Origin of the sequence: Streptomyces omiyaensis (assembly GCF_014650895.1) — a bacterium.
GTDB classification, from domain to species: Bacteria; Actinomycetota; Actinomycetes; order Streptomycetales; family Streptomycetaceae; genus Streptomyces; species Streptomyces omiyaensis.
Window position 1 is genome coordinate 350,975 of the sequence record NZ_BMVV01000006.1, and the last position, 15,164, is coordinate 366,138.

13 protein-coding genes are annotated in these 15,164 nt (G+C 74.8%); 4 read left to right on the forward strand and 9 right to left on the reverse strand.

What is annotated here, in order from left to right; all coding sequences use genetic code 11:
* The first annotated feature begins 74 nt into the window (after positions 1-74).
* Positions 75-1,649 carry an MDR family MFS transporter gene (locus IE287_RS13360; protein ID WP_189849201.1) on the forward strand — a complete coding sequence of 525 codons (1,575 nt, stop codon included), beginning with the start codon at positions 75-77 and terminating at the stop codon, positions 1,647-1,649.
* Positions 1,650-1,718: 69 nt separating this feature from the next.
* On the opposite strand, the gene cseC is transcribed toward IE287_RS13360, so the two are convergent.
* The 6 genes from cseC to IE287_RS13390 form a co-directional block, all read right to left on the reverse strand.
* Entirely contained in the window at positions 1,719-3,035 is a 1,317-nt protein-coding gene (gene cseC / locus IE287_RS13365; protein WP_189849202.1) for a two-component system sensor histidine kinase CseC, read from the reverse strand.
* 3 nt (positions 3,036-3,038) lie between these two features.
* On the reverse strand, positions 3,039-3,746 hold the full coding sequence (gene cseB / locus IE287_RS13370) for a two-component system response regulator CseB (protein ID WP_189849203.1): 708 nt from the start codon (positions 3,744-3,746) through the stop codon (positions 3,039-3,041).
* 48 nt (positions 3,747-3,794) lie between these two features.
* Positions 3,795-4,592 (reverse strand): hypothetical protein, encoded by a 798-nt coding sequence (locus IE287_RS13375; protein WP_373307844.1) that lies wholly within the window; start codon positions 4,590-4,592, stop codon positions 3,795-3,797.
* A complete protein-coding gene (locus tag IE287_RS13380) occupies positions 4,580-5,176 on the reverse strand; it encodes a SigE family RNA polymerase sigma factor (protein ID WP_189849205.1) in 597 nt (198 codons plus the stop codon). The genes IE287_RS13375 and IE287_RS13380 overlap by 13 nt, the downstream gene beginning before the upstream one ends.
* A gap of 150 nt (positions 5,177-5,326) precedes the next feature.
* Entirely contained in the window at positions 5,327-6,277 is a 951-nt protein-coding gene (locus tag IE287_RS13385) for an iron-sulfur binding domain-containing protein (protein ID WP_189849206.1), read from the reverse strand.
* Positions 6,278-6,310: 33 nt separating this feature from the next.
* Entirely contained in the window at positions 6,311-6,988 is a 678-nt protein-coding gene (locus IE287_RS13390; protein ID WP_189849207.1) for a phosphatase PAP2 family protein, read from the reverse strand.
* A 213-nt stretch (positions 6,989-7,201) separates the two neighbouring features.
* Here IE287_RS13390 and IE287_RS13395 point away from each other — a divergent pair, with 213 nt between their 5' ends.
* Positions 7,202-8,056 (forward strand): hypothetical protein, encoded by an 855-nt coding sequence (locus tag IE287_RS13395; RefSeq protein WP_189849208.1) that lies wholly within the window; start codon positions 7,202-7,204, stop codon positions 8,054-8,056.
* Between the two features lie 133 nt (positions 8,057-8,189).
* On the opposite strand, the gene disA is transcribed toward IE287_RS13395, so the two are convergent.
* Entirely contained in the window at positions 8,190-9,314 is a 1,125-nt protein-coding gene (disA, locus tag IE287_RS13400; protein ID WP_189849209.1) for a DNA integrity scanning diadenylate cyclase DisA, read from the reverse strand.
* Between the two features lie 366 nt (positions 9,315-9,680).
* Complete coding sequence (radA, locus tag IE287_RS13405; protein WP_189849210.1) at positions 9,681-11,087, reverse strand: DNA repair protein RadA; 1,407 nt, start codon at positions 11,085-11,087, stop codon at positions 9,681-9,683.
* Positions 11,088-11,293: 206 nt separating this feature from the next.
* Between radA and IE287_RS13410 the strand changes: the two genes are divergently transcribed.
* The gene (locus tag IE287_RS13410; RefSeq protein ID WP_189849211.1) at positions 11,294-13,120 is read left to right on the forward strand and encodes a sigma-70 family RNA polymerase sigma factor; all 1,827 of its coding nucleotides are present in this window, start codon (positions 11,294-11,296) and stop codon (positions 13,118-13,120) included.
* Positions 13,121-13,130: 10 nt separating this feature from the next.
* On the opposite strand, the gene IE287_RS13415 is transcribed toward IE287_RS13410, so the two are convergent.
* Positions 13,131-14,033, reverse strand: coding sequence for a DUF3109 family protein (locus IE287_RS13415; RefSeq protein WP_373307845.1), 903 nt, complete (start codon positions 14,031-14,033; stop codon positions 13,131-13,133).
* A 41-nt stretch (positions 14,034-14,074) separates the two neighbouring features.
* Between IE287_RS13415 and IE287_RS13420 the strand changes: the two genes are divergently transcribed.
* The gene (locus tag IE287_RS13420; protein WP_189849212.1) at positions 14,075-15,019 is read left to right on the forward strand and encodes a Ppx/GppA family phosphatase; all 945 of its coding nucleotides are present in this window, start codon (positions 14,075-14,077) and stop codon (positions 15,017-15,019) included.
* The last annotated feature ends 145 nt before the right edge of the window (positions 15,020-15,164 follow it).

A 15,164-nucleotide genomic window follows, 5' to 3' on the forward strand; every position in this document is an offset into this window, starting at 1 on the left:
ACTTGACGACCGGCAAGTGACGGGCCTACCGTCCCCAGTGTAGTAACTAGCCGGGCGGCAAGTAAGGGACGACGATGACGGACACCGCACCACCGAAGCAGACCGAGGAGGAGCAGGGGCCGCAGCGCAGCGTGCGCGTCGTCCTGCTCGCCCTCATGATCGCGATGCTCCTCGCGATGCTGGACAACATGATCATCGGTACCGCGATGCCGACGATCGTCGGGGAGCTCGGCGGCCTGGAGCACCTCTCCTGGGTCGTCACGGCCTACACCCTCGCCACCGCCGCCTCCACCCCCATCTGGGGCAAGCTCGGCGACATGTACGGCCGCAAGGGCGTCTTCCTCACCTCGATCGTGATCTTCCTGATCGGTTCGGCACTCAGCGGCATGGCCCAGGACATGGGCCAGCTCATCGGCTTCCGCACCGTCCAGGGCCTCGGCGCGGGCGGCCTCATGGTCGGTGTGATGGCGATCATCGGCGACCTGATCCCGCCCCGGGAGCGGGGCAAGTACCAGGGCATGATGGCCGGCGTGATGGCCCTCGCCATGATCGGCGGCCCGCTGGTCGGCGGCACCATCACCGACCACTGGGGCTGGCGCTGGTCCTTCTACATCAACCTGCCGCTGGGCGCGGTCGCCCTCGCCATGGTCACCGCCGTCCTCCACCTGCCCGGGAAGCGGCGGGCGGCCGGCACCCGGATCGACTTCCTCGGCGCCGGACTGCTGACCGTCGGCATCACCGCCATCGTCCTGGTCACCACCTGGGGCGGCACCGAGTACGCCTGGGGCTCGGCCACCATCGTCGGCCTCACCGCCGGCGGCGTCGCCGCCCTCGCGGCCTTCCTGTACGTCGAGACCCGCGCCGACGACCCGATCATGCCGCTGCACATCTTCCGCAGCCGCAACTTCACGCTCATGTCGCTGATCGGCTTCATCACCGGCTTCGTCATGTTCGGCGCGGTCCTCTACCTGCCGATCTTCCAGCAGTCCGTGCAGGGCGCCTCGGCCACCAACTCCGGCCTGCTCCTCCTGCCGATGCTGCTCTCGATGATGGTCGTCTCGCTGGTCGTCGGCCGCGTCACCACCAGCACCGGCAAGTACAAGGCCTTCCCCATCGCGGGCGGCGCCCTGATGATCGCCGGCCTCTTCCTGCTCTCCACCATGGACACCGGCACCTCCCGCCTGGTCTCCGGGGTCCACATGGCGCTGCTCGGCGCCGGCATGGGCTTCCTCATGCAGATCACCATGCTCGTCGCGCAGAACAGCGTCGAGATGAAGGACATGGGCGTGGCCTCCAGCTCCACCACCCTCTTCCGCACCCTCGGCTCCTCCTTCGGCGTCGCCATCATGGGCGCGCTCTTCACCGGCCGGGTCCAGGACGAGATGGCCGCGCGCGGCGGCTCCGCGCTCACCGAGCGGACCGCGCAGCTCGACGCCGCGAGCCTGGCCAAGCTGCCGGAGGCGCTGCGCGAGGCCTACCAGCACGCGGTCGCCGCGGGCACCCACTCCGCCTTCCTCGTCGGCTCGGCGGTCGCGGTCCTCGGCTTCGTCCTCGCCTTCTTCGTCAAGGAGGTGGCGCTCCGCGGCGCCGGCCCGGAGGCGGAGAAGCCCGCGGACGAGGGCACGGCCAAGGTCGCGGAGACGGTCTGACACCCGTCCGCCGCCACGCGCGCGTGGGGCCCGGTCCCTCCTGGGACCGGGCCCCGCGCGCGTACCCGCCTACTCCGCCGGCCGCAGGATCGGGAAGCTCCCCGTGTTCGTCGGCGCGTGGTCCGGCAGCCACAGCACCGCCACCGCGCCGCCGACCCCCTCCGGCGAGGCCTCCGAGGCCACGTTCCGGAAGGTCAGCCGGGCGCCGAGGACCCGCGCCTGACCGGCCGCGATCGTCAGGCCCAGACCGTGGCCCTGCCCCGCGCGGTCGCTTGTGCCGGTACGGAAGCGGCTCGGGCCCTCGCGCAGCAGCGCCTCGGGGAAGCCGGGACCGTGGTCCCGCACCCGCACCACCCGGCCCTCGACGGTGACCTCCACCGGGCCCTTGCCGTGCTTGGCCGCGTTGGCCAGCAGATTGCCGAGGATCCGCTCCAGGCGGCGCGGGTCGGTCGACACCCACGACTCGTGCACCACCCGGACCTCCGCGTCCGGATACACCGACCGCACCCGCCGGTCCACGAACTCGCCGAGCGCGATCTCCTGGAGCTCCGCCCGCTCCGAGGCCCCGTCGAGCCGGGCCACCTCCAGGACGTCCTCCACCAGCGTCCGCATCGCCTGCGCCCGGTCCCGCACCAGCTCGGTCGGGCGGCCGGGCGGCAGCAGCTCGGCCGCCGTGAGCAGCCCGGTCACCGGGGTGCGCAGCTCGTGCGCGATGTCCGCGGTGACCCGCCGTTCCGCCTCGATCCGCTCGTGCAGGGCGTCGGTCAGCGCGTCGATCGCCCACGCCAGGTCGTCGGTCTCGTCCCGTACGACCCCGCCGACGGCGTCCCTGACCCGGACGTCGCCGTTGCCCTGGGCGACCCGCCCGGCCGCCGCCGCGGCCTTCCGCAGCCGCCGGGAGAGCTGCCCGCCGATGAGGATGCCGAGCGCGCAGCCGCCGAACACCACCGAGACCGAGCCGATGACCAGCGCCCGGTCGAGGTCCTTCATGATCGTGGCGCTGCGGTCGGCGAAGGGGAGGTGCAGCGAGAGCACGTCGCCGTTGGCCAGCGGCACCGCCGCCCACACGTCCGGCGGCCCGCCGTGCCGGTGCTCCTGCACGTAGGTGCCCCGCCGCTGGTCGCGCATCAGCTGGTCGAGCTGGTCCGGCAGCGCCGGGTCGTTGAGCTTGGCGCCGAAGCGCGGCTCCTTCGGCTTGGAGGTCTCGTACAGGCGCTGGGCGAAGAGCAGCCGTTCCATCTGCACCTCGCGCGCGTTGTCCAGCATCGAGATGCGCGCGGCGTTGTGCACGACCACGCTGAGCGTGACCGCGATCAGCGCGCCGACCGCCGCGATGGCCAGGGCGATCTTCCAGCGGACGCCGGTGCGGAGCGGGAGCGCTCTCACCGATCAGCCCCTGAGCTTGTAGCCGAAGCCGCGGACCGTCTCGATCCGGTCCTGGCCGATCTTGGCCCGCAGCCGCTGCACGTGCACGTCGACGACCCGGGTGTCGCCGCCCCAGCCGTAGTCCCAGACCCGCTCCAGGAGCTTGTCGCGGGAGAGCACGGTGTTCGGCGCGGACGAGAACTCCAGGAGCAGCCGCATCTCGGTCGGCGTCAGCGCCACCTGCTCGCCGCCCCGGCGCACCTCCATGCCCTCGGTGTCGACCTCCAGCTCTCCGTCGCCGAAGACGAGCGGCCCGCCGTCGCCGGCCCGCTCCTCCGCCTCGCCCGCCCCGCTGCCGGCCGCGTGGCCGAAACGGCGCAGCACGGCCCGGATGCGGGCCATCAGCACGGAGCCGTCGAAGGGCTTGGTCACGTAGTCGTCCGCGCCGGCCTCCAGACCGAGGACGACGTCGATCGAGTCGGCCCGCGCCGACAGCATGATCACCGGGACGGTCGACTCGTCGCGGATGCGGCGGCAGAGGCTGACCCCGTCCATGCCCGGCAGCATCACGTCCAGCAGCGCGATGTCCGGCCGGTGGGCGCGGAAGGCGTCCAGGCCGGAGAGCCCGTCGGGCATCGCGGTGACGCGGAAGCCGTCCCGCTCCAGGGCGAGCTGGGTGGCCTCACGGATGACGTCGTCGTCCTCGACGAACAGGACATGGGTCTCGGCCATCGTGCGGGGGTCCTTCGGTGTGGGAGGCGGGGCGGTCGGTGCGGTGGCTCAGCCGGTCGCGGACGGCTGGGGCGCGGGGGTCGACAGCTCGCCGACCCCGTCGCCCTCGCCGACGGCCCGGCTGTAGTCGTTGTGCACCCAGTCGTGCTGGGTGAACCGGTTCCCCGACCAGCGGTACGTGATGACGTCCTCGCCCGACGGGTAGGCGACCGGGTCGTCCTCCGCGTACACCTGCTTCGTCACGACCAGGTCGCCCCGGTCGATGGTGCCGTAGACCGCCGCGTCCTCGGCCATGAAGACGTTCTCGTAGCCGGCGGTGCTCGCCGCGGCGCCCCCACCGGACTGCTTGCGGTACACGTAGGTGCCGATGCCGACCGCGTCGCCGCAGGTCATCACGTTGACGACGACGTCGGGCGCGGCGCCGTCCGTGAGGTTGCCGTACGAGGTGTCCACCGGGTACGCGTCGGCCGCGCAGGGCTTCAGGTCGGCCTTCATCCGCGCGCCGATCTTCGGGTCCGCCTTGAGGAGCGCGACCGGGTCCACCCGCTCGGCCGCCTTCGACGAGCCCGCGCCGGTGTCCGCGACCGCGGGGGGCGGGGTGGGGGCACCGGCGACGGTCGCGTCGGCGCGCGCCGCGCCCTCGTCGCGCGAACCCGTGCCGCCCGTCGAGCACCCGGCCACGAACAGGCCGAGGGCGGCGAGTCCGGCCACCGCCGTGACACCCGCCGCCTTGGCACCGGCCGTTCGCGGCGCCCCCGTGCGGGGACCGCCGGGCGCACCGGTTCCGGCTCCGACTCCGCCGTCGGATCTGCCGTCGCCGACTTCGCCGTCGTCTAGGCCGCGCACCGCTCGCGCCCTCCCTCGTCACCTCGCACGGCCGCCGCAGCCGACCGCTGTCCACCGGTCCGCTCCACGGGCCGCCCCAGGGAGAGGGCGTCCAGGTCGCGGCTCTCCAGTTCCTGGCGGAGCCGGGCGAGCGCGCGGTGGAGCGTCGACTTCACGGTACCGGTCGACATGCCCAGGGCGGCCGCGGTCTCCTCCGTGCTCATCTGCTCCCAGTGCCGCAGCACCACGACGCTGCGCTGCTTGGGCGCGAGCACCTTCAGGATGTCCATCAGCAGGGCCCGGTCGGCGTGCTGCTCGGTGGGGTCCTCGACGCTCGCGTCCGGAAGCTGCTCGGTGGGCACCTCCTCCAGCCGGCGCGCCCGCCACCACTCCGTCCGCGTGTTGATCATGACGCGGCGGAGGTAGGCGTCGGCCAGCGACTTGTCGGCGATGCCGTCCCACCGGCCGTACGTGCGGACCAGGGCGGTCTGCAGCAGGTCCTGCGCGTCGACCGGGTCCGGGACGAGCCGACGGGCGCTGCGCAGCAGCGCGTCCTGCCGCGTGCGGACGTACTCCTCGAAGTCGAGCACCTCGCCCTGGCTCATCCCGGCTGCCTCCACAATCCCCGTGACCTGCTTGTTCTCCGTGTCGACGACGACGCTACGGAGCAGTTGTCACGAGGCTGTGCGGGGCAGCCGTCGGTGGACGCACGGCTACCCATCGGTTGTGTAACAGCGGCGGCCGGACCCGGCGGCTCAGGTCAGCGGAAGCCGGTACCGTCCGCCGTCCAGCGGCTCCACCAGGCCGTCGGAGACCAGACCGTCCAGGGCCCGGCCGCGCTGCACCGGCTCGTCCCAGACGGCGTCGAGCGCGGACTGCGGGACGGGACCGGGGGAGTCGCGGAGCACGGCGAGCAGCCGGCCGCGGACCTGGCGGTCGGTGCCGGCGTAGGTCTGGCCTCGCCGCGGCGGCCCGTCGTGGGCCGGCTTGCCGGCGCGCAGCCAGGCGCAGCGGTCGGCGAGGGGGCAGCGCCCGCAGTCCTCGTTCTTCGCCGTGCAGACCAGGGCGCCCAGCTCCATGGAGGCGGCGGCCCAGCGGGCCGCGGTGGCCTCGTCCTCGGGGAGCAGGGCGCGGGCGAGGCGCCGCTCGGCGGCGGTGGTCGCGTTCGGCGGGTACTGGACGCCGCTCGCCGCGCGGGCGAGGACGCGGCGCACGTTGGTGTCGAGGACGGCGTGCCGCTGCCCGTAGGCGAAGGAGGCGACGGCCGCGGCGGTGTACTCGCCGATGCCGGGGAGGGCGAGGAGCTGCCCGTGGTCGCTCGGCACGTCGCCCCGGTGCCGGTCCCTTATCGCCACGGCCGCGGCGTGCAGCCGCAGGGCCCGGCGCGGGTAGCCGAGCCGGCCCCAGGCGCGGACGGCCTCGCCGGGCGGTTCGGCGGCCAGGTCCGCCGGGCGGGGCCAGCGCGCCAGCCACTGCTCGTACACGGGGAGCACCCGGACGACGGGGGTCTGCTGGAGCATGAACTCGCTGACCATGACGCCCCAGGCACCGGCCTCGGGGCGGCGCCAGGGCAGGTCGCGGGCGTGCCGGTCGAACCAGGCGAGGACCGGTCCGTGCAGCTCGGCCGGGGGGACGGCGGACGGAGCCGCACCGGCGGGCGGGGACGCGGCGAGGGGCAGGGAGGCGGGGGCATCGATGGAAGTCATGGCACCCCCGATCCTGGCACGTCCGGGGAGTGATCAGTACGCGCCGTGGCGCGCCCGCGCACGGCGCCCGGAGCGCGTGGAGGCGTGCGCCGGGGTCGCGGGCCCCCGTCCCGCGCACCACACGACCGCCGCGCTCCGGCTGGAGCGGGCCGTGTCCACCAGTGCCGTCATCGGCCGGCGCGCGGCCCGCATGAGGAGGAAGGCGACCAGGCCGCCGAGGAGCAGGCCGGCGGTCACGTCGTGCGGGTAGTGGACGCCGACGAAGACGCGGGAGAAGGCCATGAGGATCGCCATGGGCACGGTCAGCCAGACGATCCCGCGCCAGGAGAGGGCGAGGGCGACGGCGGCGGCGCCGGCGATGGCGGAGTGGTTGCTGGGGAAGGACCAGTCGCCGTAGGCGGGGCAGTCGATGAGCGCGGCGGGTGCGCCGGCGACGGCCCGGCAGGGGCGTTCCTCGTCGATCAGTGACTTCAGGCCCTCGCTCACCACGTATCCGAAGGCGGTGGCGAGGGGGGCGAGCAGCGCGAGGGTCATCGCCTGGCTCGATCCGGTCCGCGAGCGCCACCACCCGGCCAGGAACAGTGCGCCGAAGAGCAGCAGTCCGAGCTCCGTCCAGACTTCGGCGAGCCACTGGAACCAGTGGGGTGTGGAGTGCGCGAAGTCGAGGACGTCGAGGTAGAGACGGTCGGAGAGGTCGAGGAGGTTGTCCATGGTGCATGACGCTAACCGGAATCCGCACCCTCGTGCCCCGGGCAGAGGAACGATCCGACCCCTGACGAAAGTGGGGGATGGCCGGATTGGAGGCGATTTCCGGCCGCCCCGGGAGGAGTTCCCGTTCTCCGAGGATGTGATCATCGGCAAAACTTGGGCTCTAGGGCGGCGGGTGGGGCGGGAGTTGGGCCGGATCTCTCGTAAGGTTCGGTCGTGGGATCTTTGCGCAATCCGGTCGGGCCGCTTCCCTCCACCATCTACTGGCGACGGAGGGCGGTCGCGCTGTGCCTGATCGCACTCCTCGCCCTGCTGGCCCTGTGGGTCCTCGCCTCCGGTGACGGCGGCGGCAAGAAGGCGAACGACGCGGCCAACGGCTCGGCCCCCGCGCCCTCCATCACCCCCGGTCCGGCCGGCACCGGACCGGCCATCAGCCAACAGCCGGGCGGTCGCGACGAGTCGGGCGACTCCGGCGACGCGGGCGAGTCCGGTACGGGCGACGGCCCGGGCTCGGGCTCCGGCTCCGACGCCGGATCCGGAGCCGGTACGGACGCGGGCACCGGCGACGGCTCCGGCCCGGCCGGATCCGGCGCGGGGGGCAAGAACGGCGACACCGACGGCGCGGGCGACGGCGGCGCGGGCCGGCGCGTCCCGGCCGGATCCCCGCTCCCGAACTGCCCCTTGGCGTCGCTGGAGTTGGCGCTGAGCAGCGCCAAGCTCACCTACGAGCCCGGCGAGAAGCCCCGCTTCCACCTCGCCGTCAAGAACACCTCGGACACCGACTGCAAGGCCGACCTCGGCCCCCGCACCGCCGTCCTCAAGATCATCGGAACGCCGCAGAGCGACCGGCTGTGGGCCTCCGACGACTGCCCGCGCCCCGGCGACCCGGTGCTGCTGAAGGTCCCCGCGCGCACCACGATCACCCACACCGTGGAGTGGGACCTCCGCCGCAGCGCCCCGCGGTGCGCCACCGCCCCCGCGGGCGAGGCCGCGCCGGGCAACTACCTGGTCGAGGCGACCGTGGCGGGCTCCCGGCCGGTCGCGGCCCCCTTCGCCCTGGCCAAGGACTGAGCGCGGCGGGACCGGTCCCGGGCTCGCCCCGTCCGGCTTCCGGCCGCGGTCCGGGTCACGATTCCGGCCCTGGCCCCGCCCCCGGTCCGGGTCCCGGCCCTGGCCCGGCTCAGGTCACCGTCGCGGCCGTCGGTCAGACGTACCGCTCCAGGATCGACGACTCCGCCAGCCGCGACAGGCCCTCGCGGACGCTGCGGGCCCGCGCCTCGCCGACGCCGTCCACGGTCTGGAGGTCGTCCACGCTCGCCGCGAGCAGCTTCTGCAGCCCGCCGAAGTGCTCCACCAGCCGCTCGATGATCGCGCCGGGCAGCCGCGGCACCTTGGCCAGCAGCCGGTAGCCGCGGGGCGAGACCGCCGAGTCGAGGGTCTCGGGGGAGCCGCTGTAGCCGAGGGCGCGGGCGACGACGGGCAGTTCGAGGAGCTCGGTGTGCGAGAGCGCGTCCAGCTCGGTCAGCGCCTCCGCGACCGTGCGGGAGCGCTTCGCCGTCGGCTCGGGCACGTAGTCCCGGATCACCAGCTCGCGCTCCGGCTCCACGCCCGCGATCAGCTCGTCGAGCTGGAGCGAGAGGAGCCGGCCGTCGGTGCCGAGCTCGACGACGTACTCCGCGATCTCGGTGGCGATCCGGCGGACCATCTCCAGGCGCTGGGCCACCGCCGTGACGTCCCGGACGGTCACCAGGTCCTCGATCTCCAGTGCGGAGAGCGTGCCGGCCACCTCGTCGAGACGGAGCTTGTACCGCTCCAGGGTCGCGAGCGCCTGGTTGGCCCGGGACAGGATCGCCGCCGACTCCTCCAGGACCCGCCGCTCGCCGTTCACGTACAGCGCGATCAGGCGCATCGACTGGGAGACGGAGACGACGGGGAAGTTGCACTGCTTGGAGACCCGGTCCGCGGTGCGGTGGCGGGTGCCGGTCTCCTCGGTGGGGATGGAGGCGTCCGGGACCAGCTGCACACCGGCCCGGTGGATCTTGGTGATGTCCTTGTCGAGGACGATCGCCCCGTCGAGCTTGCACAGCTCGCGCAGGCGCGTCGCGGCGAACTCGACGTCGATCACGAAGCCGCCGGTGCACATCGAGTCGACCGTCTTGTCCATGCCGAGGACGATCAGCCCACCGGTGTTGCCGCGGAGGATCCGCTCCAGGCCGTCGCGCAGGGCGGTGCCGGGCGCGACGGCGCTCAGGGCCGCGCGCATCAGCGCTTCGTTGCCGGAGCCCGCGCCGGACTTTCCGGGAGCTGCTGCCCCGTCCTTGGCTGCCACTGCACTCCTCCGGCTCGTACGGATGGGCGAGACCAGGGCAAAGTCTAGCGACACCACCCCGCGGCCCTGGGCCGCACGCCGGTCCGGGGTGCTCCGGACGGGCACCCGCCGGGGCGGCCCGGTCGCGATCCGCCCTACCCGTTCGGCCGCGCGCCTACCCCTCCGGAACCCCACCGGAGTACCCGCTCCACCGCCGCGCCGCCCGCCGGGCGACCCCCGGTCCCCACCGCACCGCCCCGGGACCTCCCGCGCTCAGTCGCCGGTCAGCCGCCGTGCCCTCCCCGGCCGGCCCCCGGTCACCCGCCACGTCGCCCCCCGGCGGTCTCCGGGCTGCCGGCCGGATCCCTCCCGGCCGGGAGGCCCGGATCACTCCCCGGGCTCCTCCGTCTTCCGGGACGCGCGGCGGCCCTGCGGCAGGACCCGCAGGGCGTCGCCCACGTTCGCCACCTCTGTCACCTTCATGCCGGCCGGGACCTTCCCCGGGTCCCCGGGGACCAGCGCGTGGGTGAAGCCCAGGCGGTGCGCCTCGGCGAGGCGCCGCTGGACGCCGGTGACCCGCCGCACCTCGCCCGCGAGGCCGACCTCGCCGATCGCGACCAGGTTCTTCGGCAGCGGGGTGTCGCTCGCGGCGGAGGCCAGGGCGAGCGCGATGGCCAGGTCGGCGGCCGGCTCGGAGAGCTTCACCCCGCCCACGGTGGCGCTGTAGATGTCCCGCTTGCCCAGCGCGCTGATCCGGCCCCGCTGCTCCAGCACCGCCAGCATCATCGACACCCGGGAGGTCTCCAGGCCGGAGGTGGTCCGGCGCGGGGACGGGATCTGCGAGTCCACGGTCAGCGCCTGCACCTCGGCGACGAGCGGCCGCCGGCCCTCCAGGGTGACCGTGAGGCAGGTCCCCGGCACGGCCACGTCACGACGGGTCAGGAAGAGCCCCGACGGGTCGGCGAGACCGGTGATCCCCTCGTCGTGCAGCTCGAAGCAGCCGACCTCGTCCGTCGCCCCGTACCGGTTCTTCACGCCCCGGACCAGCCGCAGGCGCGCGTGCCGGTCGCCCTCGAAGTGCAGCACGACGTCGACCAGGTGCTCCAGGAGGCGCGGTCCCGCGATCGCCCCGTCCTTCGTCACGTGCCCGACGAGCAGCGTGGACATCCCGCGCTCCTTGGAGGCCCGGATCAGCGCGCCCGCGACCTCGCGGACCTGCGCCATGCCCCCGGGGGCGCCGTCGATCTCCGGCGAGGCGACCGTCTGCACCGAGTCCAGGATCAGCAGGGAGGGCTTCACCTCGTCCAGGTGCCCGAGCACCGCCGACAGGTCGGTCTCGGCCGCCAGGTACAGGTGGTCGCTGAGCGCGTCGATCCGGTCCGCGCGGAGCCGGACCTGGCTCGCGGACTCCTCGCCCGTCACGTACAGCGTGCGGTGCTGCTCGCTGGCGGCCTTGGCGGCGACGTCGAGGAGCAGCGTGGACTTGCCGACGCCCGGCTCCCCGGCGAGCAGCACGACCGCCCCCGGGACCAGCCCGCCGCCGAGGACCCGGTCCAGCTCGGCGACCCCGGTGGTGCGGGCGGTCGCCTGCCGCCCGTCGACCTGGGCGATGGGCAGCGCGGAGGTGGAGACCCGCCCCGCGGCGGTGGTCCGGACGGCGGGCGCGCCGTACTCCTCGACCGTCCCCCACGCCTGGCACTCGGGGCAGCGGCCGAGCCACTTCGCCGTCTGCCAGCCGCACTCGGTGCAGCGGTAGGACGGACGGTCCTTGGCGGATTTCGTACGGGCAGCCATGCCCCACACCGTAGCCGCCGCCACCGACAGCGGACCGCCTTCCGCTCCCGACCTGTGGACGGACCGTCCACGACCTGTGGACAGACCGCCGCCACGGCAGCCGAGCGCCCTCCTCCTGTCCCCTTTCGAGTGATGGCTTCACCCGTAAGGCTGAGAACCGCGGATCCGGTATGAAGAGTGCCCCCCTGCGCGCCTACGGTCGCCCAGTGACGAGCAGCAGGCTGGATTCCTCCCGCACGCCGGGCGCCCATCGGGCGCGCCGCGGCCCGCAGCAGGGCCCGCGCGCGCTCGGCCAGCGCCCTCCCGCCCGTTACGAGGCCGCCCTCGACGGGCTCTTCACGTACTGCCTGTCGGTCCTCTGCGACCACGACACCGCCACCGCCGTCCTCGGCGACGTCCTGGCCGCGGCCGAGCGCCACCACGGCCGCTGCCCCTCCGACGAGGAGGGCCGCACCGCCTGGCTGTACGCGCTGGCCCGATGGGCCTGCCTGCGCAGCCTCGGCGAGCGCCGCCGAAGGCGCCAGGGCGCGCACACCGGCCGGCCCGCGGCGACCCCGCCCGCGCCGGCGGCGGTCTCCGCCGAGACCGCCGACCGCCGCCGCGCCGAGCTCGCCACCCTCGCCTGGCCCGAGGCCGCCGGCACCACCCCCGAGCAGCGCGAGGCCCTCGAACTCGCCGTCCGGCACGGCCTGAGCGCACGGCAGGTCGCCGCCGTCCTCGCCCTCGACCCGCAGGCCGCCCGCGAACTGCTCGCCACCGCCGGCTGCGAGGTCGAGCGCACCCGGGCCGCGCTCGCCGTCGTCTCCACCGGCAGCTGCCCCACCGTGGCCCGGCTCCTCACCGGCGACCGGCAGCTGATCCTCTCGGCCGCCCTCCGCGCCGAACTCGTCCGGCACGTCGACGACTGCCCGGTCTGCCGCCGCACCGCCGAGCGGGTCGGCGCCACCGCCCCGTGGCCCGGCGGCGGGCCGCGCGCCGTGCCGGACCGGCTGCCGCTCGTCGAGGCGCCCCGGGCCGCCGCCTACATGGCGATGCGGCACGTCCCACGCGCGCGTGCCGGCGCCCCCCGCTTCGCCCCGACCGGCTTCCCGATCGACCCCAAGGACCTCGTCGCCCGCCGCGACCGGATGCGGGCCCGCGCGGTGACCACCACCGTGGTCGCCGCGGTCGTCGCGGCCCCGGTGCTCGCCCTGTGGACCTCGTACCGGGGCGTCCCCGCGGGCGCCGAGGCGGGCCGGGACGACTCCCGGGTCAGCGCCGGCGAGCGGGGGGACGGGGCGGGCGCCGGCGGACACCCCAACGACCGGTACGAGAACGCCGGCAACGCCCGTACGACCCCAGGCCCCCGCTCCGCCCCGGGGGGCCGCTCCCCGGACGTCTCCGTCGAGGTCGTCAGCCCGGCCAGGCCCGCCGGGCAGGCCGCCCCCGCGCGGCCCGGGGACCCGGCGCCCGGCTGGATCGACGTCACCGCGCGCTGCCTCGGCGACGTCACCCTGATCACCCTCACCGGAGAGGGCGGCACCCCGGTCGACTGGTCCCTGTGGACCGACGCGCCCTGGCTGTACGTCACCCGGGCCGCCGGCACCCTGGGCCCGGGCGAGAGCGTCACCGTCGCCGTCCGCGTCGACCGCGCCCGGGAGCCGCGCGGCCCCTGGAGCGCGCGGATCGGCGTCGACCCCACCGGGGCGGTCCTGCGGATCAGCGGCCAGGGGCCCGTCGTCCCGATCGACGACCGGGTGATCCCGCCCCCGCCGGTCACCACGGAGCCCACGACGCCGCCGACCGCGCCGCCCACCACCGGCGGGCCGGCCGACCCCGAGCCGACCGGCCCGACGCCCACGGAGCCGACGACGCCGCCGCCGACCGAGGAGCCCACGACCCCGCCCGCGACGACGGAGCCCACGACCCCGCCGCCCACCACCGAGCAGCCGACGACGCCGCCGCCGACCGAGGAGCCCACGACCCCGCCCGCGACGACGGAGCCCACGACCCCGCCGGCCACGGACGAGCCCGCCCCGCAGCCGTCCTCCTGAGCGGGAGGGGCTACCGCTTCGGGTCCGCCGGGTGCGGTGCCACCATCGGCAGCGACGAGGCGAGCCGCGCCTCGCAGAGCCCGACCAGCACGTCGTAGGCCTCCTTGCCCATCATCTCGATCAGCTCCGGCCGGTACGAGACGTAGACCGGCTCCCCGCCGCCGTGCGCCGAGGTCGCCGAGGTGCACCACCAGTGCAGGTCGTGACCGCCCGGGCCCCAGCCCCGCCGGTCGTACTCGCCGATCGACACCTGGAGCACGCGCGTGTCGTCGGGCCGGTCGATCCAGTCGTACGTCCGGCGCACCGGCAGCTGCCAGCACACGTCCGGCTTCGTCTCCAGCGGCTCCCGCCCCTCGCGCAGCGCCAGGATGTGCAGCGAGCAGCCGGCGCCGCCGGCGAAGCCCGGCCGGTTCTGGAAGATGCACGAGCCCTTCCAGCGGCGGGTCTGCCGGTCGCCGTCCTCGTCGACCTGCGTCCAGCCGGTCTCGCTGCCCACGTCGTGGAACTGCCACAGCTCCGGCGTCAGCTTCGCCACGTGCTCCGCGACCCGCTTCTCGTCGTCCTCGTCGGAGAAGTGGGCGCCCAGGGTGCAGCAGCCGTCCGCCGCCCGGCCCGCCTGGATGCCCTGGCAGCCGCTCCCGAAGACGCAGGTCCACCGGGAGGTCAGCCAGGTCAGGTCGCAGCGGAAGACCTGTTCCTCGTCGGCCGGATCAGCGAACTCGACCCACGCGCGCGGGAAGTCGAGCCCCTGCTCGTCCGGCTCCGCGCCCTTGCGCTGCTTCGTCACGCCCCTGACGGGCGGTTTCGCGCCCTCCACGTCGCGCGCGTACTTCACGTCCCGCACGTCGTGCGCGGCCTCGTCGCCGCCGGCGGCACTGTCTTTGCCCGGCTTCGCCTTTTTCGTCTTTGGCACAACGCCAAGCGTATGCGGGCGGGCGCAGTAGCGTTTCCGCCATGAGACTCGGAGTCCTCGACGTCGGTTCGAACACTGTGCACCTGCTCGTGGTGGACGCCCACCCCGGCGCCCGTCCGCTGCCCGCCCACTCCCACAAGGCGGACCTGCGGCTCGCCGAACTCCTCGACGCGCGCGGAGCGATCGCGCCCGACGGCGTCGAGCGGCTCATCGCGACCGTCAGGGACGCCCTGCATGCCGCCGAGGACAAGGGCTGCGAGGAGGTCCTGCCCTTCGCGACCTCCGCCGTCCGCGAGGCCACCAACGCCGACGAGGTCCTCGCCCGGGTCAAGGACGAGACCGGCGTCGACCTCCAGGTCCTCACCGGCGGGGAGGAGGCCCGGCTCACCTTCCTCGCCGCCCGCCGCTGGTTCGGCTGGTCCGCCGGCAAGCTCCTCCTCCTCGACATCGGCGGCGGCTCCCTGGAGGTCGCGTACGGCATCGACGAGGACCCCGACGCCGCCGTCTCGCTGCCGCTCGGCGCCGGCCGGCTCACCGCCGGCTGGCTGCCCGGGGACCCGCCCGACACGGAGGACGTCAAGGCGCTCCGCCGCCACGTCCGCGCCCAGATCGCGCGGACGGTCGGCGAGTTCAGCCGCTTCGGCCGGCCCGACCACGTCGTCGCCACCTCCAAGACCTTCAAGCAGCTCGCCCGGATCGCCGGCGCACCCGGCTCCGGCGAGGGCCTGTACGTCGAGCGGCTCCTGACCCGCGCCTCCCTGGAGGAGTGGGTGCCGCGGCTCGCGGCCATGTCCGGCGGCGAGCGCGCCACCCTGCCCGGCGTCTCCGAGAACCGCGCCGCCCAGCTCCTCGCCGGCGCCCTCGTCGCCGAGGGCGCGATGGACCTGCTCGGCGTGGAGCGGCTGGAGATCTGCCCCTGGGCCCTGCGCGAGGGCGTGATCCTCCGCCGCCTCGACCACCTCCCGGAGCTCCTGGCCGGCACCTGACCGGCAGCCCCCGCCGGCCCCGCGCCCGCACACCGGGGGCGTACGGAGCCCATGCCGGGGAGCATACGGAGCCCGTGTCGGGGGGTGCGGAGCCCGTACCGGGGGCGTATGGAGCCCGTGTCGGGGGGGTGCGGAGCCCGTACCG